The sequence below is a fragment of the Methylocaldum sp. MU1018 genome (assembly GCF_053646775.1).
The window spans coordinates 17,301-42,358 of sequence record NZ_JBSJPA010000001.1 but is presented as its reverse complement, the minus strand read 5'-3'; the positions used below and the strand labels follow the sequence as shown (position 1 = coordinate 42,358).

The 25,058-nt window shown below is 60.3% G+C and carries 30 protein-coding genes; 16 read left to right on the top strand and 14 right to left on the bottom strand.

Annotation, left to right across the window (positions count from 1 at the left end; all coding sequences use genetic code 11):
• Positions 1–14 precede the first annotated feature (14 nt).
• The 4 genes from ACWJKU_RS18945 to ACWJKU_RS18930 are packed head-to-tail and all read left to right on the top strand — an operon-like array spanning position 15 to position 2,245.
• Positions 15–443 (top strand): hypothetical protein, encoded by a 429-nt coding sequence (locus tag ACWJKU_RS18945; protein ID WP_454148281.1) that lies wholly within the window; start codon positions 15–17, stop codon positions 441–443.
• Between the two features lie 13 nt (positions 444–456).
• Positions 457–1,296 carry a hypothetical protein gene (locus ACWJKU_RS18940; protein WP_454148279.1) on the top strand — a complete coding sequence of 280 codons (840 nt, stop codon included), beginning with the start codon at positions 457–459 and terminating at the stop codon, positions 1,294–1,296.
• 5 nt (positions 1,297–1,301) lie between these two features.
• Positions 1,302–1,883: a hypothetical protein gene (locus ACWJKU_RS18935; RefSeq protein WP_226331846.1), complete on the top strand. Its 582-nt coding sequence runs from the start codon at positions 1,302–1,304 to the stop codon at positions 1,881–1,883.
• Between the two features lie 11 nt (positions 1,884–1,894).
• Positions 1,895–2,245, top strand: a complete 351-nt coding sequence (locus ACWJKU_RS18930) for a hypothetical protein (RefSeq protein ID WP_226331845.1) — start codon at positions 1,895–1,897, stop codon at positions 2,243–2,245.
• Between the two features lie 63 nt (positions 2,246–2,308).
• On the opposite strand, the gene ACWJKU_RS18925 is transcribed toward ACWJKU_RS18930, so the two are convergent.
• The 14 genes from ACWJKU_RS18925 to ACWJKU_RS18860 all read right to left on the bottom strand — a co-directional run bounded on the left by ACWJKU_RS18925 (position 2,309) and on the right by ACWJKU_RS18860 (position 12,968).
• A complete protein-coding gene (locus ACWJKU_RS18925; protein WP_454148277.1) occupies positions 2,309–2,983 on the bottom strand; it encodes a hypothetical protein in 675 nt (224 codons plus the stop codon).
• Between the two features lie 53 nt (positions 2,984–3,036).
• Positions 3,037–3,615 (bottom strand): hypothetical protein, encoded by a 579-nt coding sequence (locus ACWJKU_RS18920; RefSeq protein ID WP_226331842.1) that lies wholly within the window; start codon positions 3,613–3,615, stop codon positions 3,037–3,039.
• A gap of 1 nt (position 3,616) precedes the next feature.
• Positions 3,617–4,681, bottom strand: a complete 1,065-nt coding sequence (locus ACWJKU_RS18915) for a hypothetical protein (RefSeq protein ID WP_454148275.1) — start codon at positions 4,679–4,681, stop codon at positions 3,617–3,619.
• A complete protein-coding gene (locus ACWJKU_RS18910; protein WP_121463617.1) occupies positions 4,665–4,919 on the bottom strand; it encodes a hypothetical protein in 255 nt (84 codons plus the stop codon). Before ACWJKU_RS18910 ends, ACWJKU_RS18915 begins: the two co-directional genes overlap by 17 nt.
• Before the next feature lie 17 nt (positions 4,920–4,936).
• A complete protein-coding gene (locus ACWJKU_RS18905) occupies positions 4,937–5,722 on the bottom strand; it encodes a hypothetical protein (protein ID WP_226331840.1) in 786 nt (261 codons plus the stop codon).
• A gap of 10 nt (positions 5,723–5,732) precedes the next feature.
• The gene (locus ACWJKU_RS18900; RefSeq protein WP_454148273.1) at positions 5,733–6,656 is read right to left on the bottom strand and encodes a hypothetical protein; all 924 of its coding nucleotides are present in this window, start codon (positions 6,654–6,656) and stop codon (positions 5,733–5,735) included.
• Positions 6,657–6,747: 91 nt separating this feature from the next.
• Positions 6,748–8,037, bottom strand: a complete 1,290-nt coding sequence (locus ACWJKU_RS18895; protein ID WP_454148271.1) for a secretion/conjugation apparatus DotM-related subunit — start codon at positions 8,035–8,037, stop codon at positions 6,748–6,750.
• A complete protein-coding gene (locus ACWJKU_RS18890; RefSeq protein ID WP_454148269.1) occupies positions 8,034–8,633 on the bottom strand; it encodes a hypothetical protein in 600 nt (199 codons plus the stop codon). Before ACWJKU_RS18890 ends, ACWJKU_RS18895 begins: the two co-directional genes overlap by 4 nt.
• The gene (locus tag ACWJKU_RS18885) at positions 8,614–8,859 is read right to left on the bottom strand and encodes a hypothetical protein (RefSeq protein WP_101530057.1); all 246 of its coding nucleotides are present in this window, start codon (positions 8,857–8,859) and stop codon (positions 8,614–8,616) included. The genes ACWJKU_RS18890 and ACWJKU_RS18885 overlap by 20 nt, the downstream gene beginning before the upstream one ends.
• Positions 8,860–8,862: 3 nt before the next feature.
• The gene (parM, locus tag ACWJKU_RS18880) at positions 8,863–9,873 is read right to left on the bottom strand and encodes a plasmid segregation protein ParM domain-containing protein (RefSeq protein WP_454148267.1); all 1,011 of its coding nucleotides are present in this window, start codon (positions 9,871–9,873) and stop codon (positions 8,863–8,865) included.
• A 22-nt stretch (positions 9,874–9,895) separates the two neighbouring features.
• Entirely contained in the window at positions 9,896–10,162 is a 267-nt protein-coding gene (gene icmT / locus ACWJKU_RS18875) for an IcmT/TraK family protein (protein ID WP_101530059.1), read from the bottom strand.
• Positions 10,163–10,333: 171 nt separating this feature from the next.
• Positions 10,334–11,530 (bottom strand): ATPase, T2SS/T4P/T4SS family, encoded by a 1,197-nt coding sequence (locus ACWJKU_RS18870; RefSeq protein ID WP_101530060.1) that lies wholly within the window; start codon positions 11,528–11,530, stop codon positions 10,334–10,336.
• Positions 11,531–12,445, bottom strand: coding sequence for a type IV secretory system conjugative DNA transfer family protein (locus ACWJKU_RS18865; protein ID WP_454148264.1), 915 nt, complete (start codon positions 12,443–12,445; stop codon positions 11,531–11,533).
• A 25-nt stretch (positions 12,446–12,470) separates the two neighbouring features.
• Positions 12,471–12,968 carry a DotD/TraH family lipoprotein gene (locus ACWJKU_RS18860; protein ID WP_226331914.1) on the bottom strand — a complete coding sequence of 166 codons (498 nt, stop codon included), beginning with the start codon at positions 12,966–12,968 and terminating at the stop codon, positions 12,471–12,473.
• A gap of 1,023 nt (positions 12,969–13,991) precedes the next feature.
• Between ACWJKU_RS18860 and ACWJKU_RS18855 the strand changes: the two genes are divergently transcribed.
• From ACWJKU_RS18855 to ACWJKU_RS18800, 12 genes are all read left to right on the top strand, one after another.
• Positions 13,992–15,158, top strand: a complete 1,167-nt coding sequence (locus ACWJKU_RS18855; RefSeq protein WP_454148262.1) for a hypothetical protein — start codon at positions 13,992–13,994, stop codon at positions 15,156–15,158.
• A gap of 596 nt (positions 15,159–15,754) precedes the next feature.
• Complete coding sequence (locus tag ACWJKU_RS18850; protein ID WP_101530063.1) at positions 15,755–16,018, top strand: hypothetical protein; 264 nt, start codon at positions 15,755–15,757, stop codon at positions 16,016–16,018.
• The gene (locus ACWJKU_RS18845; RefSeq protein ID WP_101530064.1) at positions 16,008–16,772 is read left to right on the top strand and encodes a DotI/IcmL family type IV secretion protein; all 765 of its coding nucleotides are present in this window, start codon (positions 16,008–16,010) and stop codon (positions 16,770–16,772) included. The genes ACWJKU_RS18850 and ACWJKU_RS18845 overlap by 11 nt, the downstream gene beginning before the upstream one ends.
• Positions 16,773–16,778: 6 nt before the next feature.
• On the top strand, positions 16,779–17,720 hold the full coding sequence (locus ACWJKU_RS18840; RefSeq protein WP_454148260.1) for a DotH/IcmK family type IV secretion protein: 942 nt from the start codon (positions 16,779–16,781) through the stop codon (positions 17,718–17,720).
• Positions 17,721–17,731: 11 nt separating this feature from the next.
• Positions 17,732–19,249 (top strand): DotG/IcmE/VirB10 family protein, encoded by a 1,518-nt coding sequence (locus ACWJKU_RS18835; protein WP_454148258.1) that lies wholly within the window; start codon positions 17,732–17,734, stop codon positions 19,247–19,249.
• A 10-nt stretch (positions 19,250–19,259) separates the two neighbouring features.
• A complete protein-coding gene (locus ACWJKU_RS18830) occupies positions 19,260–19,877 on the top strand; it encodes a hypothetical protein (RefSeq protein ID WP_323004807.1) in 618 nt (205 codons plus the stop codon).
• A gap of 28 nt (positions 19,878–19,905) precedes the next feature.
• Positions 19,906–20,505, top strand: coding sequence for a type IV secretion protein DotIE (locus ACWJKU_RS18825; protein WP_101530068.1), 600 nt, complete (start codon positions 19,906–19,908; stop codon positions 20,503–20,505).
• Positions 20,506–20,563: 58 nt separating this feature from the next.
• Complete coding sequence (locus ACWJKU_RS18820) at positions 20,564–20,947, top strand: hypothetical protein (protein WP_101530069.1); 384 nt, start codon at positions 20,564–20,566, stop codon at positions 20,945–20,947.
• A 92-nt stretch (positions 20,948–21,039) separates the two neighbouring features.
• Positions 21,040–21,777 carry a type IVB secretion system protein IcmJDotN gene (gene icmJ, locus ACWJKU_RS18815; protein ID WP_454148255.1) on the top strand — a complete coding sequence of 246 codons (738 nt, stop codon included), beginning with the start codon at positions 21,040–21,042 and terminating at the stop codon, positions 21,775–21,777.
• Between the two features lie 10 nt (positions 21,778–21,787).
• On the top strand, positions 21,788–22,984 hold the full coding sequence (locus tag ACWJKU_RS18810) for a hypothetical protein (RefSeq protein WP_101530071.1): 1,197 nt from the start codon (positions 21,788–21,790) through the stop codon (positions 22,982–22,984).
• Complete coding sequence (locus ACWJKU_RS18805; RefSeq protein WP_101530072.1) at positions 22,981–23,190, top strand: hypothetical protein; 210 nt, start codon at positions 22,981–22,983, stop codon at positions 23,188–23,190. The genes ACWJKU_RS18810 and ACWJKU_RS18805 overlap by 4 nt, the downstream gene beginning before the upstream one ends.
• Complete coding sequence (locus tag ACWJKU_RS18800; RefSeq protein WP_454148253.1) at positions 23,180–25,033, top strand: hypothetical protein; 1,854 nt, start codon at positions 23,180–23,182, stop codon at positions 25,031–25,033. Before ACWJKU_RS18805 ends, ACWJKU_RS18800 begins: the two co-directional genes overlap by 11 nt.
• The last annotated feature ends 25 nt before the right edge of the window (positions 25,034–25,058 follow it).

Genomic DNA, 25,058 nt, shown 5'->3' with positions numbered 1-25,058 from the left:
GGACAATCAAAAATATGTTACGCGAGAATTTTGACAAGGCCGTTAGCTGGGTGCAAGAGCGCATCCCCGCCGATCTCGCCCGCGCAGTCTCGGCGAACGACCTGACAAGTGCCTTCGATGCGCTCAACGCCCTTCCAGCAAGGGCTTCCGCCACTTTCCTCATCCCCGATCTCTTCCCCGGCGTGTCGCTTGAGACGCTGTATGTGCATGATGTGGGCAAGCATTCTAGTGATGCCGGGGTAAGTGACACAATGACACGACCCGGCTCCGTCTCGCCGCTGGCCCTGACAGCCATCGGCACAGCCATCGCCAAAGAGCTACAGGACACGGGAACCGACATGGTTCACTACTCGCTCGACGGCGAGGCGGAAGTGATTGTCTTTATCCCCGATGTGCGCTCCACGGTGCTGCACGCCACCGGGACGACGCTGCTGACAAGCTGAACGGAGGCGACGCATGGAGAGGAAGCCGTCGTTTCTGAGAGCACAGGAGTTCCTTGCCACGCGGGCAAGCCTTGGCCCCATCATGAAGCGCGTTGGCGTTGTCCTGCACGCGAACATCGACGCAGTGGCAGACGCAGGCAAGCGACTGGACGATCTCGTGCAGAGCGCCTTCGACCGCATGGAAGAGGCGCTGGAGCGCCGGTTTGCTGATTTCAGCGACGCTAACCAGCAGAGGGTCATCCAGTTCTTTTACGCCGAGAGCCGGGGCGTTCCAGCCAAAGAGCAGGTGGAAATGCTGATCGCGGGAAAGGACTCTAGCGCAGTGGCGACAGCCGCTGCGCAACAGCGACACATTCCCGAGGCAGTCCAATTCGCACTGGTGGAACATTGTTCGCAGCACGCTTACGCCATGCGGGCGCTTGCGGCGAACATGGACACCCGTCCGGCTGTGCTTGCCCCTCTGGTCGAACACCCGGATTCTGATGTGCGCTTGGCCGTAGCCGCACATATCGGAAATCGCATGAAGATCGAGGAAATTGCACTAAACAGCGAGAAACAAAACGTCTTCGATGCTATAGTTGAGTGCTATGAAGGGCGTTTTGCGCCTTTTCTGGTTCCAGTCTGCCGGGATGCCGACCAAATCCAGCAGATGTTTGACCACACCACGATGACGCCGGGCAATGCCCGCCTGTTCATCGACAACCCCTACAGTCCGAATGGGGTGCTGTTGGACATAGCAAGCTCCGTCACTACCCGGCTGATGCCCGGTGGTGCCGAAGCACTGGAGGACGTGAAGACGTTGTTAGAAACCCGATTGAGTCGAGCCGAGGATAACTCGGCTCCCGAGATGTGATACTCATGCAGCTATCAATACGCGAAGCAAGCCGATTTGTGATCGGTGCCGCCATGATGCGAGCCAAGGCTATCGAAGCGTCCGGCAATGCCGGTATCACCTTCGATAACGTGGCTCTGGCCGCGCTGCGTGAAGGCGCAGACGGCGAGAAGCTGCGCTTGTCGATTGAGACGCTGGCGGATCAGGAGTCCGGCTGGATGCGCAGCACTCCGCCGCACGTCCTCAAGACCGAGCGCGTGTTGCAGAGCCGCGAGGCCGAAGTGCGTACCTTTACCGCGATCAGCGCCGCCGTGGTAGCCACGGTGGAGTTGGCTGATGACGCGAGCGCGGGCAACACGCAGGCCCATCAGACCCTGCACGGCAAGTACATGGATGCGTTCCGATCTATCGAGGAAACGCCCGGTTCTACACAGGACAGACGGCAACTCAAGTCCCTATTGCGCGATCAGGCACTTGCCATGACCACCGAGAGCGAGTTTGTCGGAACGGCACTCAAGAGCGCCGAGACGGCCTATCTGGAAGCAGATGCCGACGCAATCCTGTCGCGGTACGACACGCTCGACCGCAGCGACGACTTTGACATGTAAGGAGATACAGCATGGCATCAGCCCAACAATTCCAAAGCGTGACGGCCTCTGTGTTCCCTTCCCAGAGCGCCGAGATCGTTATCGCGAAACAGCCCGTGCTGGCCGATTACGGTCGCGAGGTGCGCTCTGCCATCAACCAGTTGCCCCCGGACGTGTCGCGCAACTTGCTTGCCGAGTACCGCGAGCCGCAGCCGCAGCTCGTTGCTCAGTTAGAAGAAGCGATCATCACCCGCGAACTGGCAATCGAGAACGCCGCACAAGAGGTCAATCTTGACCAGCAGTGGCTCCAGAGCGCCAACGCTCGCCGCATGGATGAAGTGGGCCTGAGCGCAGACGACGACTGGAACTCGCCCGCGCCCTAACAGGGCAGACTGCCAGACAGCAAAAAGCCGCCCTCGGGCGGCTTTTCTATTGGCGCGAAGGGATCAGCTTCCCCGCACATTCTTCACCCAGAAGCGGCGGTCATCGACGCTGAACTGCGGGTCATACCCCATCATGGTCAACATTGAACCGACGAAGTAGATGCCGGGGCCAGTCATCCAGCGATCCATCAGCGAGTCGCTGGGTAGCTTGGAATACGGCGGGGTTGGGCCTTCGCCACGCACCTGCCCGGAGGTTTTCCCGCTAATAGGGAACGTGCGCCATGTGGTCACGAAGTCGTTGCTGCGCTTGGGAAGCTCCGGGGCGCAGAGTGAGACATCGTTGAATTTCTCGTTGTTCTTCGCGTCGTACCACAAAACAGCGTCAAAGACGACGCAATCGCCAGCCTTGAGCCGTGCTCGCGAAGCGGAAGCCTGCTCGGCGGGAATAGATAGATTGGTAATCGCAACCTTCGGCCATTCCGGGGCACGGCCATCGGCGGAAGGCGAACGGCTGAAAACCCCCATTAGCTTGGTCTTGGTCATACTGCTGCCACTCCGCCCGATACTGCTGACAGCAGGCCCAGAGCCTTCTGCTCCGGGCGTGGCAAGCGCCTTTCCAAGCTCGCTGAGCGAGCCGTTGATCTGCCCCATCGCGGCCTGCATGTCGGTTGTTGCGCAGCCCGACAACAGGATGCTGCCGCTGGCGACAACTGCGGCCAGCAAGGTGTGCTTTTTCATGTATCTCTCCTTCTGATGACGAATATCTTGCTGTTCGAGGCGGTTCGAGCGCATCAAAAGAACCTGCCCATATCCTGCTGCCGGAGCTTTTCCTTTGCTGCCACGACAAGCTGTTTGATGACATCGCCCTGCTTCACAGGGAACCCAAGGCCGAAGGCCCGGCCAACTTCCGCGATCCTGCCGTCGCGAACATGAACTCGGGTGGGCTGCACGAACCGAGCGGCGGACATGGCTGCCCGCTTAACCGGATCGTCCACAAAAATCCCCAGCGCGAGCGGCGGGAGCTTGGCGTCCATGCACGCCACGCCCTCGACTGAGAGGTACAGGCGGTCGGACACATAGGCGCAATCGAACGGCATGGCAGCCATCCAAGCAGCCTCGAAGTCCTGCACGCCGAGCAGAAGAGTGTCGCCCTCGATGGCGAAAGAGAATCTGCCACTCTGCATCGGCGACAGGAGCATCACGCGGTCATGGTTGGGGTGCTTGACCACCTCGTCGCGCCGGAAGTTGGCCGTCCAGCGCAGGAAGTTGGCATAGGCAGCAACCTGCCGCGCCGACTTCGCAATTCTGGCTCGTTCTTCCGGGCTGATTTGCGGGCCTTCATCCCCGCCATTCTGTTGCTTTCCTGCCATATCAACTCCCCACTGTGGACTTCTCACGACGCTTTTCAATCAGGTCGAAGAAGTCATCCAGAATCTTGTTGAGGGTCTTCTGCGGCGAGTGGCCGAACTTCTCGGCGTACTCGACGACACGCTGATGATTCTTTGCCCGCAGCACGTAGCTGTTGGAGGGGTCTTTCTTCCGGTTTCGGAAGGAGATCATCCCCTCGCGACGAGCCATCGACATGATCCGCTCATAGTCGGTGTGCGACAGGCCGAAGTGCTTGCGCACGTCGATCTTGCGGCGAGGGGTGTTCTTCTGATCCCCTTCCTTGATCCACCGCACCACCTCAGTCATCGTGAGATGCAGCTTGTTGAGCCTGACGAGGTGATTGAAGCCGCTGTCGATCTGCCCGCGCTCAACCGCACCACGCTCTTCGTCGGGCCGAGCAAGGCCGCTGGAGAGCGTCTTGAGCACCACTTCATCGGAGAGGTTCAGCGGGTTCCGGTTCTTCTTCGTTTCCTTGAAGTCCGGCGACTCGCCCTTGAGGTAGTAGACCGATCCCTGCTTGGCGATCTCGACCTCAAGGAACGAGCACGCAACCATGAAGACATCCTCCGTACAGAGGCGGCGCTGCGCGTCCTGATCGAGCTTCTGGAGCAGGTCGCGCTCTACGGCGGCCCGCTGCTCAGGGGTCGCCTGCGCCGTCACGCGGGTGCTCTTCTTGGTTTCCTCGGCGAGAGTCGCCGCGAGGTACACCGCGCCCTTGGCCCGCAACTCCACCTCAAGCGCAGCGGCACGCTCGGCCTTGGCCTTGGCCTCTGCCGGGGTGTCAGCAGGAAGGTCTTTGGTCAGCGCCTGAGCGAGCGCCCACGCAAGATGCGTCGTGCGCTGCACCTGCTGCACCATGTTGAAGTAGGACTTCAACGGCAGCACCTTGTCCGACAAAGCGACCAGAGGATGCAGTATCACAACCGTCTCCGCCAGTACCTCGGGGGACGGCACAAGCAGGGAACGAAACCCCTGCGCAAAAACCAGAATCTGCTTGCCGAGGGTGCCTTTTGCTTTGCTTTCTCTTAATTCACTTGCCGCTCGCATAATCGCTCCTGATGGTTCCTTCTGAGCCAAACCGTTCTTCAATTGCTTGCGGCTCGGTCACACCCTGTTCCAGCAGCCCAGCTACCGCCAAATTCATCGGCACCACCTGTTCCTCAATCTTCCATCCCGGCAAAGGGAACCCGCTCGGTGAGCGCATTTGGTTAAGCAGGTGGCGAGACAGTGCGTCTCGCCACTGCAAGCGTTCTTCCACAGGAATAAGCGAGAAATCCCCGGTCAAGGCCGGGGCTTCTCTCTTCACTGCGGAGCCAAACATCCGATGTCACCGCTCTGACCGGGGTCAAGCCCCATCTGCTGTAGGGTCTGTTTGGTCAGTTCGACCTGCGAGGCCACCGAGGCAGGGTCTTGCGCCATCGCTCGTGCCACCGCGTCCTCAATCGGTGAGGACGGGGTGAGCACCTTGGAGCCACCCCACGCCAAGAACCAGATCAGCAGCGGTGCGCCGACGATGGCTAGTGCCATCTTGCGGCGGAACGCCTTGGGTTCATCGTTGGCCGCTGCGCGGCGTCGGGACGCCTCAGCCACAGCCGGAGTAGCGCCCATGCCGCTGCGCGTTGGGGCCATGATGACTTGATGCCCAGCAACGGCATCGCTGCTTGCTGGACGCACGGCATAGAAGTCCGTGAGGGCGACGACGAGGGCGTCCGAGACGCCCTGACGCACGGCATATTCCACCTGCTCCACCGGAGCGAACTGAAACACGCCATTCTTCGGCTTCCCGATGGCGGGCAGCACGAACTGGCAGTCCGCGAGTTCGTGCGACGCTGTTTCCCCGCCTGCGTCGGTGGTGACAAGATTGATTTTGCCCAGCACCGTGCGGCGGTCGCCGACATCGGTGGCGGAATCCTTGTCGAAGCCTTCAAGCGCGAACGAAAGCTGCTTGAAAGCGGCGGGAATCTGGATGCTGCGGGCAGCCCGCTTCACATCCATCCCGGACAGCGAATCGAAAGCGACCACAAGCTGATCGCCATTCCCGAAGATGCGAAGCTCGGGAGCGAAGTTATCCATTGCATCACCTTTCATGTTGTTCCCCTCAGAGTTTCCCGAAGATGTCTTCCAGCACGACCATCTCGGAGACTCCGGTCATCATGCGGGGCTTGCCTGTGCGACGGTCGATGAAGAACGCGACCGGGACACCGGCCTGCTGTCCGCCGTTCTGCTCGAATGCGGCGAACATGAAGGCAAGGCTGGTACGCAGCGCCTCTTCGGTTTCCTTGGTGGGCTGAGTTCTGATCTGCTCGTGCTTGCCCAGCACACGTTCAACCACATCCTTGTCCTTGGACTGGAGGATCGTGGCAGCCAGCGGCAGACCATTGGCGGGATCGCCGAGCGCCACGGTTGGAATCCACTTGATCGTGTATCCCTTCTTCACGTACTCGCGGGTGATGTTGTACGCCTTGCGGCAGTACGGGCAGCGCGGATCGACGATGATGTACAGCGTATCGGCGATCCCGCCCTTCCCTTCTTTGACCCCGGCAAGCGAATCCACGGTCTTCATGGACTCAGGGATGGTGCCGGTGAACTTGCCGTCAAATGCGGCGGCGGCACGCACGCCCGGCTGCTCAGCAACCACGGGCGGGACGGCCATCGGCTGCGCCGCGACCGTGGCATTCCCCGGAATAAACTGATCGGACAGGTTGCGGCCCGTCGCCGCATCCCAGACCACGCCCGTGAAGAGGGCTTGGGTGTCCGCCGTGGTATAGAGGACGACCTTCCTGCCCCCCTTCTCAACCGTCCACGCCGTCAGGCCGCCGACGCCAACCGGACGGCGATCCGTGATCTTGCCGTACCGGGAAACAACCGCAGCAGGATCAAGTCCCTGCGCTGCGGATGGCATCTGCTGCCCTGCCTCGACGGCTTTTTGTGTGGTGCTCTGGCTGGCCTGAACGGCGAACACTCCGCCGATCAAAGCCAGCACAGCAGCCACCGAAGCTGCTATAAGTTTACCTTTCGTCATCGTTTTTTCTTTCCTAGTTAGGAATCTGTTACGACCATATTCTAACAAATGGCGGCATTCCTGCATCAAAAACTTGTGATGATTGCATCTGTCATGAGGGTAATTTGGCGACCGCACCCTCCTTTTCGTACCGCTCTTTGTCGGCACTGGTGAATTTGAAGGTGGTCATGGCAAGTTCGAGTCCGTTGATGGCCTTGTCCAGTTGAGGCTCAGCGAGCGCCGCGCCCGACTTGGACTCATACAGGTAGTGTGAAAGCACGGCGGCGGCTTCGGCGAAGCCAGCCTGACGGCCAATCGTCTCCAGCACGTACCACAGTTCGCGGTCAAAGAAGCGCATCCAACGCATCTCGGCAGGCTGGAGCACGCCCAGTCGCCGCGCCTGCATGAAGAGCGCGAAGATGATGGTTCGGTTGTAGGCGTGCTGCTCGATCAGCACCTGCACGGCGGGATGCCCGATGTGCTTGAGGATGATCGAACGCGGATACTCAAGGTCGATTTCCGGCTGCAACCAAGCCAGCGGGCTGGCCTCGGCCTCGCCTTTCTTCTTCTTCGCAGGGGCCGGGGGTTTGAACTGATCCCAGCACCACTTCAAGAGGTCTTCGCTGTCCTTCATCGCATCCTTGAACTTGGCCTCATCCAAGGACGGATCGGTTGCAGCGACACGCGGCATCGCTATTGCCACCAATAGCGTCTCACTCGTGGACAACTCGGTCGATTTCGTCCAGTGCCTGCCGAGTTGCACCCGGAAAACCTGCAACGCCTTCTCCCGGTCAAGGGTGGGCGTCCAGCTTCCATCCGTCTCTTCCTTCCAGCCACTGATGAGACGGTGGCGGTAGGCGAACTGCCGGGAAGTGAGCGACATCCCGAATACCGGGTGATCGAGCGGCTGAGAGATCAGGTCGATCTCGGAGAACAGGCGCAGATGCGGGTAAAGCCGCTTGTTCTCCTTAACGAAGCTCTTGATGTTATGGGTTTTGGTGAAGTTGAGCTTCGGATGGGTTGCGTTCGCACGAAGGAACATCCGCACGCACATCACCACCATCAGGATCAGGCAAAACACGTTCATCGCGATGGACGAGTTGCTGATGTCCTTCCACTTCACCGTCGAGAAGTCGCGATGGCAGAGACTGACCAGCCCGCCCGGCTGGCACATCTCCTGCACCCAGTTCCGCACTGTGGTGACACCCGGCAGATCAACGACGCTGCCCAAGGCGTTGAGCAGCCATAGCTGCACGTACCGGATATACGTGTAAGCCATCGAGATTTCGGTATGCGCGAAATACCATGCCGCCCAGCAGGCGAAGTAGATCGTCGCGAAGATGCCCAGCAGAATCGCCGGATCATCCCAAGTGAAGGTCTTTTCTCCGCCCTGCTTGCTCATGACTCACCACCCTCGCCGCCGCCAGAACCGGCCAGCCCACGCATCCGCGACCAGTCCACCTTACGCTTGGGAGCACCCTCGCCTGCGCCGTCAGCGGGCACCGGAGCAGCCGGTTGCTCGGCTTGCTCCGACTGCTGGGGAGCCTGCGCGGGAGCCACATCGGCGACCACAGCATCAAGCGCCGCTTGCGCGGCCTGTTGCTGCACCTCCGGCGCAACGGGTACAGCCGATGGCGGCTCGGCCACTGTCTGCACAGGGTCTGCGGCAACCGAAGCCGCAACCACCTTGTCCGATGGCTGACCGTCCGATCCCGCTTTCGCGTGGTTGCGGGCATCGAGATAGGTCTTGACGACCCGGTAGCCATACTCACCGCTCGCGAAGGTCTGCGCCAACGCATCGAGCGTTGCCACCTCGTCTCCGGTGCCGGACAGGCTCTCCATCTTCTGCTTGAGCGCGGTATAGCCACGACGAAGGCACTCGCGCATCAACTCGTTCTTGCCGCCGTAAATGCCGTCTTGCGCCTCCAGAGCCTCGATAAGCTCTTGCTCAGCGGGGTTCTTGGGGCGCAGCCGGACTTCAAGTCGTTCCAGTTTCATCGTCCGTCTTTTCCTGTGCAGGTGCCCCGTGGCCCGCCTCATCGGCGGGCACCGAGGCGGATTGCTCACGGGACTTGTCTTTTTTGATCTCGCCAAACCCGATCAGCATGAGCGCCCGCAGGAAGGCAGCCCCCTCCCCCTCCGGGGCCGCCTTGATGGTGTTCAGCGCCTCCCGCTCTACGGAATACCGGGGATCGAGCAGCAGGATGAAGCGCCTTGCACGCATGGCTTATTCCTCGTCGCCGAAGACGTACTTGGCGATCTTGAACATGCCTCGCGCATTGGCGAACTCGGGACGCTCCGGGAAGCGGCAATGCGGGAAATGGCGCGAAAGCTGGTCGCGCATCACGATGGCACCGCCGCCGACGAACAGCACGAAGTCCAAATCCTTGCCGGTGCCGATCTTGGTGCGCACGCCCGACATGATCTGCTCGGCAAGGCGCTCCTTCTCGGCGGACACGGTATCGCGGACATCCTTTTCTTCACCCGCGATCTTGACGACGCCCTTGCTGATGGCAGCCTCGACCATGCGAGGGGGCACGTTGTCGAGGTCGAACAGCGAGCGCAGGCGCGATTCCACAGCGTCATTGAGCAACAGGACGCCGGTATCGCTCGACCCGGAGCGATCCGCATCTACCTGCTCGCCACCGGGATACACCACTGCGCAGTCGGTGGTCTTGCCACCGATGTCGATCACACCGACGACCGCCTCGCCCAGCGAGTCGAACTGGGGCGTGGGGTTGCCCTCCATATCCATCAGTTGATCGAAGTACGCAGCGATTGCCTCGGTTGCCACCATGTTGCGCACGATGTTGGCGACCGGCTTGGTGCCGCACGTAACAGCCCGCGTGAGATTCGCCACCTTGGCGGCGATCAGCGCGTCATCCTTGCGGCCATTCGCAAGGTAGTAGTAGGAAACGGGCAGGCCCGTCGCGATCACGACATTCTTGCCGCCGAAACCGGCTTGGCGCAGCGCGTGATGCACCAGAACCCGGTTGAGTGCCGACTTCGGGTATTCCTTGAAGCGGGTGTCCTCGTAGTTTTGCAGGTGCTCATTGACCGTGTAGGCACCGCCTTCCTCGGTCTGGTAGAAACCACCGTTCTCTTCCTGCTCCTGCCACGAGATCAGATGCCGTCCGCTGCGAGCACGCGACGGGATCGTGAACATGCCACCGGACTCGGTGACGACTTTGATTGCGTAGTGGCCGTCATCGACGCCCACGTAGATCGGCTTGCTCATACCTTTTTTCCCTTTCATGTTCTTATCTGGCGAGTTCTTTGATGAGATTCTTCGTGGACTTCACGCGACCCGTCAGCCAGACATTGATCGCTCGCATGAAGGCCGTGACGGACATCTTCTTGACGATCTCGACGTACAGAAGAATGGCCGTCACCACCAAGGCGACATAGAAGGTCATCCAACTCGGATGCAGGATGACGCCCAGCCACGGCAAGCTCGCCGCCGCATTGATCTTGAAGAACCGCGCCGGAGGGGCGCAGTTGCTCCAGTGGTATCGACCCGTTGCCATAAATCAACCTCCAGAAAGGAATTTAACCAGTGCCACCATGTTACCACAATGCAGCACACCTTGTTAGCACCATCTCTACCACCTTGGCGCCACAATCTTACCACTCTTGCCATCATTGCGCCACAGTGTAACCACAATTATGACACAATCTATAGCACAATGTCGCCACATTCAGGTGTGCATCAGGTCGCGGGCGACGTGATCGTCGATCAGCCCGGCCTCGCGTAGACGCAACGCCTCCTTCCTGAACGAATGCCCTTTTTCCTCGACAAGCTCCTTGATCCTGCTGGTGACTTTGCCCATCTGGTCAAGCTCGATCAGCGCCTCGCGAGACTCTTCGTCGAAGATGAGGTACTCGCGGGCGGCGAGCAGCTTGCCGTTAGTGCCCTTGACCAGCCGCTGAGCCATGATGAAGCGGGCGGTTTCCACGATGTCGAAAATCGCGGTGGCGCGTTCGTTTTCGGGGAAACGGGAGATCAAACGGCGCATCACCGCAGCGACGTTGATGGCGTGAACAGTGCCGAAGACCGGGTGCCCCGTCAGCGACGCCTCGATAGAGGCGCGAATCGTCTCTTCGTCGCGCATTTCACCGATCATGATGAGGCCCGGCTTGCGGCGCATCCCCTCGCGGTTCGCGACGTAGAAGTTCTCGAAGTGCGTGGGGACTTGAGACTGCACGATGATCGAGTGGCGGCTTTGCACCGACTCGAATGTGAATTCGATAGGCTCTTCGTGCGTAATCAGATTGCCCGAGATCGGCGTTTCGTTCTCAAGGATGTACCTGATGATGGCCGCAAAGGTCGTGGTCTTGCCTGAGCCGGTTGCGCCTGCGACATAGACAATCCCGTCTCGCGGCGTGGCCGCTCGCACAATGTCCTCGCTCAGCCCAAGCTCGTGGTACTTCGGCGGATCGGTCGGGATCGCCCGCATGACAATCTGGGCCGAAGTACCACCCCAGCACTGGATAGGCGACGCATTCACCCGGTAGCCGTAGCGGATTCGCGCCCCGCGTGCATCCTTCTGCTCGGGGTCGAAAAGCTCGTAGCGGGCGTTCACTGCCCTGCCTGACACGATGTCGGTTTCGGCAGTGTCTCGTCCGGCAGCCCACTTGAGGATGTGCTTGACCTCCCCATCGTCAAGGGGACGGTTCGTTAGCGCCATCATCGTGCCGTTGATGCGGGCACAAATCGGCAGGCCGGGCTGGATGAAGATGTCGCTCGCGTTGTGCATGAGCGATTCCAGCATCAGCGCCTTGAACATCGCGGGATTGTCGAACCGGAACGGGTCTTTGTAGCTCGTGAGGTGCTTTGCCCGTGGCAGCAAAGCACCCGGCACGACGCTGAGTGCATCATGAGCATCCTGTTGCATCTACTCTTTCCTCTCGGCGTCCAGCAAGGACTTCACCTCGGAGGCCGGAGACGGTGCCGGGTACGTGATCGCACCCTTCTCCGGCTCAGCCTTCGGCGTCGGCAGCGGGACAGCAACCTGCACCGTGGGAGCCGCGTAGGAGGACGACTTGATGGCACTCGTCCAATTCGCCATCTTCCCGTTGAACTCCGGCAGGGTCGTGATGCGCAGCAGGGTTTCATCTACCGCCATCGTCTGTCCGTTGTGGGTCACGGCGATGGACTCGCTTGCAATGGCAGGCATGGTCAACTTGCCTTGCATCACGAAGGAGTGGAAGCGCAGCATTCCGGTGTAATCCCGGTTCATCCTGTCCAGTCCGTACTGGAGCATCAGGTTGGCTTGCTCGACCCCCTGTTTCCATCCATCAGCGACAGCCAGTTCCCAGACGCGCTTTTCCTCGGAGTCACGAGGCAGCAATGCCGCCATCAGGGCGGCTCGATCCAGATCAGGCTTTGGAAACGTCAGATACTCCCGCCAGTTGGGAGCGACAGAAGAGAAACGGGCTTGGTACTCGATCTTGTAGTAAGCACCCGACAGGCGCAGAGCGTAGTCGCCGTCTTGGTTGTAGAGATCGCGTGCCTCCGTGATGACGGGGGGAACGACGCGATCCTGAATCATCAGATGACCGAAGTCGTAAACGGTATCGAACTCACGCTGACGACGCTTGACGGCCTCGTCGATGTTGCGCAGTTGCCACGCCATCCCGGCCTTCACGCCCAGCCCGAGGGCGGTGTCGAGAATCGCCTGAGATCGCGCCTTGGCAGCCTCGTTCTTCTGGGCTTTCATCGCGTCGGTGAGCGTTGCCGCATCTTGCGACCCCGCCGACTGCACGTATGCCGGACGGTCGTAGAGGCGCTGCGCCTCTTCGAGCGTCATCGGGGGCATGTCCATAGCCATAGTCTTACCCCTTGTTGGCAGGCAGGTTCTTGTAGATCAGGCGCAGGGTCTTCGCGTTCTTGTCGAGCACGACATCCGCAGCCGCATCCACCTGATAGCCAATATTGCGCAGCACCTCGATGGGCGGCGTCTTCTGCACCCGCACGTTGATGGTGCGCAGATCGACCCGCTTGCCGCTCTCGATGTAGCGATAGCCGTAGCGGTAGGCGAAGGTCTGCAACAGTTCCTGCGGCTTGCCGATGTAATCGACATCCACTTCGTCCGTCTCCATCGCCGCCTGCTTACGGGAGAGCACCGACTTGTCTTCGTTGACCAGTGCGACGTATTCGCGCTGGGCATCAGCGGCCACCGCCACCTTGTCCGCGATCAGCCGACTGGCAAACGCCTCCGTGTCCTTGGTGGTCGGAACCGGCGAGGTCGCGCAGCCCGCAAGAGCTACCGCAGCCAGAGCCAGCACAAGACCTTTCTTCGTGATCGAACCCATCTTTGCTTTACCTTTCATGTTAAGAACTCCAAACGTCTGGTTTCTGCACAACACTACAGAACAGCGATGTTAAGTCGTTTTTGACAGCACCGCCACGCTCTGCCACCTTGCGCCTGCATGGCGGCCTCGCCCGCTCACTACCACGAGCAAATGCGATCATACCTGATTCGCAGCAGCGTGCCACCATCTTACCACAATCGTTGCACACTGTTCCCACACTCCATGCCATAGCACTTTGGCCGCTTCACGGCGGTTGGGCGCTCGCCATGCGCCACAATCTTAGCACACTGTCGCCACAATACCATCCACATTCTTAGCACACTTCACCGAAGCACATTACACATTCCCTGCCGAATATAACACCATGTAGCCATCATTTCTAACACCATGCCACCACACAATAATCACAATGTCGCCACCATATCACCACACTGACGCCACGCTGCGTTAGAGCCGCCCGGCACCGGGCGGTTGCCCTCACACCCCCCATCGCTGATCGCACAGCCCCCGGAATCGGCGCGGCAGTTTAGGCTATTTGCCGGTTCCTACGTTGGTCACACGCAGGCTCATGCCCCGTTACTCCCGCATCACATTTGGGCGCGACATGTACAGTGCAAAGCGTCTGCTAACGTCATGCCTTGTTGGAATGTACGTTTAGATGACGCGGAAGGCACGCAGGTTTATACTTGACATCGCGTGTTCTTTCATGCGCCCAAACAAAACATGTGCGGCATGTACGTGTCGCACATCATGGATGCACGCAAGCCGGTGTAGGGAGTAACGGGGCATGTGACCAGCCAACGGCTATTGCGATCATCTAAAGCTGCTTGAGGGCATCTTGCAGAGTTGGGAACGGATTTGTCGGCACAGCCGAGCAAGACCGCAGGAACTGATAACGGCTTGGCGGCACAGCCGCGAGTTGGGGCCACAGGCCCGCGCCCGGACGGGCTTGGTCACGGAATGCGGTTGGCGAAGAATGTGGCAACAAAGTGGTAAGGATTGTGGGCAGATAGCACATTTGCCCGCATAGGAGAAAAGGTTATGGCAACAACACGAATCGACGGCGCTCGCGCCTCGGACTCACTGATCGAACGCATCAACACCGAAGATGGTGTCGGCGAAGGATTGGCCCAGCGCACGCGAGAAGACTACGCCCGCAAGATGGGGATGATCGCGAACCAGATCGAGAAGGCTGGACGGGGCGCTCTAACCCCGGCCAGCCTTGTTTCTCACCTGCAAGAGCTTGTCGCCAAGAAGCAAGTAGCCCAGTCAACCGCCCGTTCCTTGAAGGCGGCTGCGATCTTCTGGATCGCAGAGGAAGCGCAGAACGTACTCGCTCAGGGCGGAAACCTGAGCGAGTACGAAGCTGCTTACAAGACGATCCGGGAACTGCCGACCCGAGAGCTACCAACGCGAACCGAGAAAACATCAAGCACCAAGCTCAAGTTCTTCCCGAAGGCGACACTGGAAAGCCTCTCGGAGTACGCGACAAACACCCCGCAGGCCAAGCACGCCGGGACACTGGTCGCCTTTCTCCGCGCCAACCTGCTTGTAGGCTTGCGCCCGGCAGAGTGGTTCGGGGCGGAATTCATGAACTACTTGCACCGCGAGAAGGAGGGGCACTACAGCCGAACGGGTGCGGGGAGAGTGCAATCAACCATCGCATTGCGCGTCGAGAACGCAAAGACAACCCACGGACGCGGCAACGGCGATCACCGGGAAATCCTCCTGCATGGGATCAGCGACAGCGATTTGGCAGCACTGATGCACTTCCGCGAGATCGCGCAGAGCTTTGCATCGAAGTTCGCGGCTGACACGCCACGCAGCGCCATCGCCAAGGCGTTCTTCAAGCCCTTGCAGCAGACGATGACCCACGCACTGAAACGGATGGGGCACCCAAAGAATCAACTGCCGACAACCTACAGCACGCGACACCAAGCAGTCGCCAATGCGAAGCACTCGGGCCTGTCCGACCGAGAGATCGCCGCCATGTTCGGGCACAGCAGCACGGCCACTGCGAAGAGTCATTACGGAAAAAAACTGAGCGGGTGGATGAAGGTGTCGTTTCGCCCATCCCCCGAGTCGGTTGCAGCAGTGCCTGAAAGGAACGCGAACCGCGATCTTGCAACCCCCGGCCAGCGCCTTCTGGATGCGGCAGCCGAGTGGAACCGCAACAGCAACGGCCAGAACCCCAGCGAACTGCGATGAAACACTAACACCGCCCAACCAGAGGGCGATTGGTGCATTCGGCGATCCGCATCACGCGGATCGCCGCCGTCATAGTGACCGCCAGAAACCACGCGCCTACCACTCCGCCAAATGTGCGTCAAGCGAAGCATCGGAACTGAATCGCGGACGGTTAGAAAAATGTGCGTCTTCGCACACACATTGCATGATCCCCGGTAAGCGAACGCCATGCTCGGATCGAAGCAAGGCAACAACCACCATTTCGCCACCATCTCACCACACTAGTACCACCATAAAGCCACATTGCGCACACCGTACAGCCACAGTGTAACCACATTTTTCCCGCAAATTGCACCACACAGCTTACACACTGTTAGCACAGTGACAGCAATGTGTTACCATACTCTTGACACACTCATGATGTTTGCTTGCCGGGCCTGCTCGCACGCTGAGACGGTCATTTCACAAGCAGCTTGCGTCACCGGACTCAGACCTCGCAGCAGCAGGGAAGGCATGATAAAAACCACGTTCCCGTTGCACTCACTCTGCGCAAATGTCAAAATCGCGGTGTTGCGCATTTTTGAGTTATGATTAAAATACTGCACGCGGAGCGCGATATGGAAGCACACGAATTGGCAACATCATCTTGGGGGAAGCACGATGCGGAGGTTGATGTGCGGGCCTTGCGCCGCTACCAAGCCATCCTGTCGCGCATCGCCTCTGTAGGAGAGGTGCTGGTTTTTGTGCTGCTCGTGGGAATCCTCGCCGGGGCGGTCTGGCTCTTCACCCAGACCAACTTCGAGAACGTGATTTTCTATGACGGCACAGACATGACCTGCGTTTTCAACGGCAAAACTGGAGAGATCATCAATGTCCAATAAGGAAGCGCAGGGCAAGCCCTCAGCGAAGCAACCCAGCGCAAGCCCGTCCGCCGAGCTTGATGAAGCGAAGCTGGATCAACTCGCGAACGACATGAGTCCGGGGGAGGGCGCAGCCGTCCTCCGTGAAGTCGCTCGCCTGCAACAAGAGAACAAGGCGCTCAAGGGCCGCAACCTGCGGGTCTGGACTGCTGTAGGCGTCCTGAGTGCAACTTTCTTCGTGACAGTCAGCGCCGGGATCGCGTGGTATCCGAAGTACCGTTACATCCCGACCACGGACAATCGCGCCATCTGTGAAGTCTCCACGGAATCCGACCCCCGCGTGACCCCGGCAACGCTGGCTGACTACGCGAAGGACGCCGTGGTGAATGCCTACTCCTATGACTATGTGAACTACCGCGAGGCGCTGAATGCGACTGCGGCCAAGTGGTTCACGGACGATGGCCGCAAAGCGTTCCTGCGGTCGCTCGACGAGTCCGGCAACCTTGAGCGCGTGCTCAAGGGCCGACTGATCCTGCGTGCGATGGCGACCAAGGTGCCCCAGCTTGAAGAAGAAGGGCGTCGCGGCCTCCAACGCTACTGGGTCGTGCAAGTGCCCGTCGCCATCGAGTTCTATTCCGGTGGCGACCAGCAACCGAGAACCCGTCAAGACTTCTTGGCGGGCGTCACCATCGTTCAAACCCCCGCGTCGGCCACGAACCTCAAGGGCATTGCCGTTGATTCGATCTCGTTGGCCCCGTATGTCGCTAGGAAGTGATCGCCCATGTTCCAAAGAAAAACATTGATCGCATCTGTGCTGCTCGGCGTGATCGCATCTTCTGCCTTCGCGGCTGAGCAGCAACAGGAACAGCAGCAACCGCGAAGCGGACTCGGCCAACAAGTCGCCGAGCCGCCGCCTCAAGTTGTGTACCCGCGCCCGACCGAAGTGGTCGAGGGCGTGATTGGAGACATCGAAGACCTGCAACTGACGCCGGAGCAGTTCGACCGGCTCAAGCGCATTTACCTCGAACGCGAACGCCAGAAGGCGATTCCGTATGTCTCTCCGGCCAAGCCGATCACTCGCACGATGTTCGTAAGTCTCGATCCCGGTGTCAGCCCTCCGGCTCTGCGACTGACCCGAGGCCAGCAGACCTCCATCGTCTTCTCCGATGTATCCGGCCAGCCGTGGTTCATCGAAAACGTGTCGATGAACCGGCAGCTTTTCAGCGACGGTCGTCAGGGTCAGCAGGGTGCTGCGCAGCAGCAGCCCACGAATGTACTCACCATCGAGCCGTTGGCCCCAGCCGCCTACGGCAACGTCACGGTGACACTGCGCGGTCTGTCCACTCCGGTGATCTTCGTGCTCACCAGCGCACAGCAGGAAGTGGATATGCGCGTCGATGCGAAGGTGCCGGGCCGCAATCCCGACGCCATCGACACCGTAGCGGTGAGCACTCTCCCGTCCATCGACAGCGCCCTGAGTTACTTCCTTGACGGCGTGCCGCCGAAGGAAGCGCGGCGCTTGAAGGTCACGGGGCTTGAAGGCACCGAAGCATGGCTGTACCGCGACAACCTGTATGTCCGCGCCAAGGCCGATGCGCAATATCCGGCCTACATGTCTGCCGCTCGCAGCACGTCCGGGGTTTCGGTGTATCGCTATGCGGGACTGCATAGCAGCGTCACATTCACCACGGGCGGTCAGGCCGTCACCGTGTTCATCGAGTAAAGGGGCAGCACATGAGCGAGCAGAACACCCCTCAGAACCCGCAGCCCAGCGATGAAATCGTGGGCGGCGCAGGCTTCGAGGCAGAAGGCGTAAACCAAGAGCAGGGGCAGGGCGGTCAAGGTGAAGCCCAAGCCCAAGCGAAACCTGCGCCGAAGCGCAGCAAGTCGGACGAGATGAAGCGCAACTTCAACGCCGTGTTCGGCCACGGCGTCGGCAAAGTCTCGTTGATTGTCGTCGCCGTGGTCGTGATCGGCGGCGTTGCGCTCGGCTATCGCGGCCTGACCAGCAAGCCCACGGAAGTCGCGGCTCAGTCCGAAGTCGATGTGCCGAATGCTCCGCAGCCGGGCGTGGAAGTCGGCGCGGTATCCAAGCAGGAAGCCGAGCGTCGCGCCCAGCGTGCGGCTCTGGAGGCTCAGGAGGCCGCCGCTCGCGGCCAGACCTACCAGCCGGGCTTCGACACGAACATCGTCAACAACGCCAGCCAGCCGTTGCCGTCCGGCACGGCACAGTTCAACGTGCCGATCCAGACCGGCAGCAACAACCCGCCGTCACCGCAGGGTGGCGCTGCTGCGCCGGTCAACATCACCGTGCCGACCGGGCAGGCCACTGCCAATCAGGCAGGGGCTGCGCCGCAGGGCACTCAGTATCAAGGCCAAGGCCAGAACGCCCAGCAGAACGCTCAAGCCGAGCAGCAGGCACGGCAGCGTCTGGAGCAGGAGTTGAAGCAGGCGCAGGCAGAGCGCGACAAGTATGTCGCTGCGATGAAAGAGCAAGTGCTGAAACAAGCGCAGTCGCTGTTTGGCGAGGCAGGGCAGGGCGGCCTGAATGCGCAAGGATCGTACTCGACCGTCAGCTATTACCCGGTGAACCGCAACAACGGCGGCGGTCAGGGTGGTGCCGGAGCCGGTACTGCCACCGGCCCCTTGCCGGGGATGACGCGCACAGCCCCGGACACGCTTGGCGACCCGAGCGCCAAGCTGCTCATCAAGACCGGCAACATGATGTACGCCACACTCGACTCCGAGGTGAACACCGACGATGGCGGCGACGTGCTCGCGACCATTCGTGGCGGCAAGTGGGACGGTGCCAAGATCATCGGTCGTGTCGAGCAAGGCCCGAACAACATCCGTCTGAAATTCTCGACGATGGCCCCGCAGGATGGCCGCCCGACGATGCGCATTAACGCGGTCGCGCTGCGCGAGGAAGACGCCAAGCAGGGCGTGGCGGATGACATCGACCATCACACCTTCGAGCGTTACACGTCGCTCGCCGTGGCGTCGCTGCTCTCAGGCTATGGCCGGGCCTACTCGACCCCGATTGGAACCACCGTCATCAGCCCCGGCGGCACTGTGAGCACCACCACTACCGAGCCGACGAACAAGCAAGTTATCGGCATGGCAGTGGGCGAGATGGGGCAGGCGATGGCGCAGGAAATCCGTCGCGGCTTCAACCGTCCGACTACCTACTCAACCCCTGCGCAGAAGGGCTTTGGCCTGTTCTTCATGCAGGACGTGCATGAGCAAAAGTAAGGAGAACAGCATGAAGAACATGTCTTTTGGCAAACTGATGGCGATCTTCGGCGGTTCGCTCGTTGTCGTCATCATCCTCGCCGTGGTCATCATCAAGGCAACTTCCGGGCCGAAGCCCGGCAGCACGGTGGTCACTCAGCGTCACCAGACGCAGTTCCAGCCGCAGCAGCCGGACATTCTGGCCGAGCAGCTTCGTCGCGAGCAGGAAGCCTCTGCCGCAGCCCGCGAAATGTCTGCGCAGCAGGCTCAGGCAATGCAGCAGGCGCTGCAACAGCAGAATCAGGCCGTCATGCAGCGGCTTGACGGTATCGCCATCGGGCTGAACGCACTGGATCAGCGCGTTGCTGCGATTGAGAACAGCCGCCGTCCCACGGGCGTGCAGGTCATCAAACCCGAGCGCAAGCCACGCACCTCCCCGGTAAAGCAGCTTGAGAAAGGGGCTACGCCGCTTCCGGCCAACTCCGGCTACAAGGTGCAGGCCACTGTCGGCAAGCGTGCTTGGATCGCCGCTGGCGAGCACGAGGACAGCGTTTCCGTGGGCGAGACGCTGCCTCCGGTGAAAAAGCCGCTGGTCGTCCGCGCCGTGGATAACGAATCGGGCATCGTCATTACGAGCGCAACGCGCTAATTCGTCGAAAAGCAGGGGAGCACGAGCGATGCCCACAAGCAGCAGTTTTCCAGACCTCATGGAAGTCTTGGTGAATGTCGGAGGCGTCATTCCGCCAATCATCATGATGCTTCAAGGCATCGCGGCTCTCATGGGGCTTTACCTTGTCGCCACTTCATTGATCGAAATCTGGGGGGTTACACATGACAACGCAATGAAATATGTGGCCGGACGGCAGCGGTTTTCCGTTGGCTCCGCGCTGATCTCTATGTTCGTTGGTTCCATCCTGCTCGCGATGGGCACACTGGAACTGGTCGGCATTCTGTCGCGCACCCTGACCGGGGATTACGCGAACAGCCGCGTGACTGCTGATGTGCTCTCGTACACGAGCAGCGGCGGGCTGGCCGAGAAAGCTCAGGTCGCCACGCTGGCCCTGCTCGGGATCATGCAGGTGGTCGGGTTCATCGCGATGGTCAAGGGATGGCTCACGGTAAATCGGTACTACAACCAGCAAGGGCAGGCGGGGCTTGGACACGCCTTCGGCTGGATCATTGGCGGTGTGTTGGCATGGAACTTCAAGTGGTTCAGTGACCTGCTCAACAACACCATTGGCTTCAACCTCATCGGATTGTTCACGCCGTTCAGTTGACCGGCAGCACCCAGTTTTGGCGCAACCTTCACTCTCAATTCAACCGGAGAAATCTCAAATGAAAGCACTGCAAACCCTCAAGTCCGCTTACAACAACATCGTCATGCGTCTGACCATGCTGATGATGGGCGTCATCGCGGCTCCCTCGGCCTTCGCAATCAGCAAGACCGACCTGACGCAAGACACCGCAGGCGGCAAGACCTTCTCGAACATCGCCGAGAACATCGACAACACCGCGCAGGAAGGCGCGACGCTGCTGATCTCTCTGGTCAGCATCGGCGGCTTCGTGGTCGTGGCGATCTCCCTCTACACCCTCTGGAAAGCCTCCAAGGACGAGCGCGAGAAGCCCATGTCCGCCATCGTCGGTCTTTTCATCGGCGGCCTGATGGCCGGTGTCGGCACCGTGATGTGGATCATGCGCAACACCGTTATCGGCTCCTAAGCCGCGAAACGGCAAGCGTCGCAGCAACCACCAACGGGCGGGGTGGTTTTCCACTCCGCCCTTTTTCTTAAACGCACAGGAACGGAACGGGGATGCGCCAAACACCTCAAACCACCGGAGCAACAGGGCAGGCCGCCGTGCCGCCGTCGCTGATGCTCGGGCACCTGAATCGGGCCGCAAACCAGCCTGTCTTCGGCGTCAAGCGCAAGCTCTGGCGCAAGGACGATGAGCACGCTGATGTCGCGGACGCCGGATTCATCCCGGTGCGCACCGAGGTGCTGCAACGGGACAATTACACCTGCCGCTTCTGCGGCTTCAAGGCAGCCAAGTACCAAGAGGTTCACCACCTCGACGACAACCACCAGAACAACGACCCGCAGAATCTCCTGACGGTCTGCAATCTGTGCCATCAGGTACATCACCTTGGGATGTGCGCGATGCGCAACGGCGGTTTCATTGCCGCCATCCCGGAACTGACCCAGACCGAGGTCAACAACCTCGTCCGCGCCATTCACGTAGCCGAATATGTCGCCGACGCGGCAGTGCGCGACAAGCTGAAAAGCCTGTTCGCGATCTTCCAGTTTCGCGGATGTGACACCCTCAAGGCGCTTTACGGGGTGGACATCAGCAACCCCTACGCCTTGGCAGAAACCCTCTCGACATGCCCTGACGACATCTACGCGAAGCGGGCCGAGTTGTTCGCCCCTCTGCGGCTGGTCGCCTCCAAAGAGGCTTTCCACGCTGGGCAACTCGAATACTACGCGGCCAACAACCGCGCTCTCTTTCTCCCGGAAAGCTGGCCGCCCCTGACGCGCCAGTTGCTCATGTGAGGGCACTGGTATGCGTGTTGGAGCCATCCTTTTCGATCCGAACAACAACATCGTCGCCAGCGACCGTACAGTGGTGTCGCTCGACAGCGCGTGGGCGTCGATTGGCGGCGGACAAGCGCGGCGCGTGCAGTCGATCCACGATCTGCCGAGTGACGTTCTGTGGCTCACCAACCTGACCTACAACAACTTCTATCGCGCCGGTCTGCAACGCCATCCGAACTTCCGCAACGAGGGCTGGCTGCGCACGCTGTTCAATCAGCTTGTCGCCGAACTGGGGATTGACCTCAACAACGTCTCTCCTGACATCACTGTCTCGACCATTGCAGCCATCGCGCAGCGCACAGTTGCTGTCGCCAAATCGCGGTACGAGGTGCATCCGAAGAGCAAGCGTCTCAATGAGGATTTCGCGATAGCGATGGGTGCTCCGCGCAGCGCCCTGCCGGACATGTTCTACAGCCACTTCGACGCTGTGGCCGACCACCCGTCCGTCAGCGTGATCCACGCGACGAACTACGGCGCTGGCCTCCCGACCGTGACCGTGCGCCGCAACCGCCTGCGCCATGCTCGCGAGGTGCTGGCAACGCCAGTTCCCACGGATACCGGCTGGGAACTGGAAAAAGCGGTCGCGCCTGATCGCAATGACAAGTGGCTTGAGAGCATCAATACGCCGTTCCTCGTGAAATGCACCGTGAGCAACGTCAAGCCGATGATTGCCGAGGTGCTGTCGTGGGGCAGCGGCTCCCGCGATGTGCGGGAGTGGCTGACCGACATCGAGTGGCGTGTGGTGCGCCAGTACGGCGATGTGGCGGTCAGCGCGGCGTTGATATGCAAGAACCCCGCTGCGCCGTTGCCGCAGGCCAAGCTGCTGCCGGAAGGCCCACTGGACGAACTGTCCTTCACCTACGGCTTGATCGCCGAGCAAATCTGGACGGCGATGACCAACAAGCAGCATTACAAGGGCGATGTGAGCCGCTACACAGCGGCGGCGGCATGGCTCCGCGCAGCAGATCGCATGGCGATGTTCGACTATGCGCAGAAGCTCTACGGGCGCGGACTCAACGTGATGAGCTACGGCGTCGGCAACGTGGTGCTGCGCTACCCGGAGAACGGGCTGCGCCGCACCTTGGACATTGCAACCGACATCGGGCTTATGCCTCCGGCCAGCAAGTTGGCCGAGGCGGCAGCAATGGAGAGGGCGATGGCATGACGCCTGAAACAGAAGAAGAAAGCAAAAAGCTCTTCAACATCGAAGGTTTCTTCCGCACCCGAAGCAACTACAAGGCGGTGCTGAAACTGGACGAGATGATCCTGCGCGATGACATCAGCGACGCCGAAAAAATGGCGCAGGTGAATCAGTTGATTGCAGAAACGGTAAAAGCGGTTCAAGAAGGAGTCACGGAAAATGAGCGGTAAACTCGAAGCGGTTTTGCTCCATGTCATCGGCTTGCTCAAGACGGACGTGGAAGACTATTGCGACCTCGAAACCATCGACGGTGGTCGCGCAATCGTGGCGCAGGATGGCTCGCTGGCGAGCATCGTGCGCTTCAATGGCACCAAGTCAGTTCTGGGCCGCGAACAGTTCGAGCGCCTGATCCAACTGCTCGACGGCTCGTTCTCGGTCTATTTCAAGAACCGTGGCCACCAGTTGCAGGTGGTCTTCCGCCGCGACCTCGATGCGCGAGGCGCTTTGGAGCGGAACGCAATCCAGCAACGCTCCACGGCGGATCGCCTGAGCCTTGGCATTCACGATCTGATCGACGAGTCGGTCGAGAAATACAGCCAGTACGTGTACGACGAGGACTGCTATCTGGTCTTCTGGTCGCGCCCGGCGCTGCTGGACACGGTGGAAGCCAAGCTCGCCACTCAAGCGACCAATGAGTTCCGCAAGGAAAGCAACTGGCCCGCGACATCGGACGCACAGAACCTGCTGCGCCCGATCTCCTACCTGCGCGACCGCCACCTCTCCTTCGTCTCGAAGATCACCGATGACCTGTCATCCCCCGAGTTCGGCTGCTCGGTCGATGTGCTCGACGTGGATGAAGCCCTGCGCTCCGTGCGCCGCAGCGTGTATCCCGACCTGACCACGGACGACTGGAAGGCGGCCATCCCCGGCACCAAGATTCCTTTCCGCTGGAAGAGCAATGGCGACATCGAAGACATGTCGGAATTGCTCTATCCGCCGCTACCGCGCCAGATCATGACGGCCACCGCCGAGATCGGGAAGAACGGCAGCGAGAACCTGCCGGATTCCAACACCGTGCGCGTAGGCAGCCGGGTGTATGCGCCGCTCATGGTGGCCGTGCCGCCCCGCGAGCCGCAATACTTCAACACCCTGTTCAACAGCCTCAACCGGGCCGAGACGCGGGAAAACGGCGTGACCCGCGCCCTGCCGTATTCGATCAGCTTCATGCTGGAATCGGACGGCATGTCGGTTATGGCATTCAAGTCCATCTTCGCCAGCCTGCTGTCGATTACGTCCGAGCAGAACCGCAACATCAACCTCGCCACGAAGGCGCTCAACGAGTACCGCCGCGACGGCGGCTGCATCGTCAAGCTCCGAATCGCTGCGATGACTTGGGCGGGGATTGACCCGGACGGCATCAAGGAACTGGCCCTGCGCAAATCGAAGCTGTGGCGCACGCTGGAAGGGTGGGGCAACCCCGTGGTACTGGAGCGCACCGGCAACCCGATGATCGCGTTCCAGACCAATGCGCTGGGCCTCACGACCAAGCACATCGGCGAGCCGTGCCCGGCACCGCTGGATGATGCAATCGCGCTCTTGCCACTGACCCGGCCCGCGTCGCCGTTCTCGACGGGTTCAACCATCTACCGCAGCCTCGACGGCAAGATTCTGCGCTACCAGCGATTCTCGTCTGAGCAAACGACTTGGATCACGCTGATCTCGGGCAAGCCGGGTTCGGGTAAGTCGGTGCTGATGAACAACAACAACGTGGAATGCTGCCTGATGCCGGGCATCACCCGGCTGCCGTACATCGGCATCATCGACATTGGCGTTTCATCGTCCGGCTTCATCGACCTGATCCGCGACTCGCTGCCGGAGAACATGCGCCACCTCGCAATCTACAAGCGGTTGCAGAACTCCGAGCGTGACTGCATCAACCCGATGGACACCCCGCTGGGCAAGCGCGAGCCGTTGCCGAAGGATCGCGAGCTTCCCTTTTTTTTTTTTTTTGCCCCCCGAACGGGGGGGGAAGCCCTACGAGGGATTTTTTTTTTTTTTGGGCGGCTTTTTTGACTTTTTTTTCCAGAAGAGGGGGGAC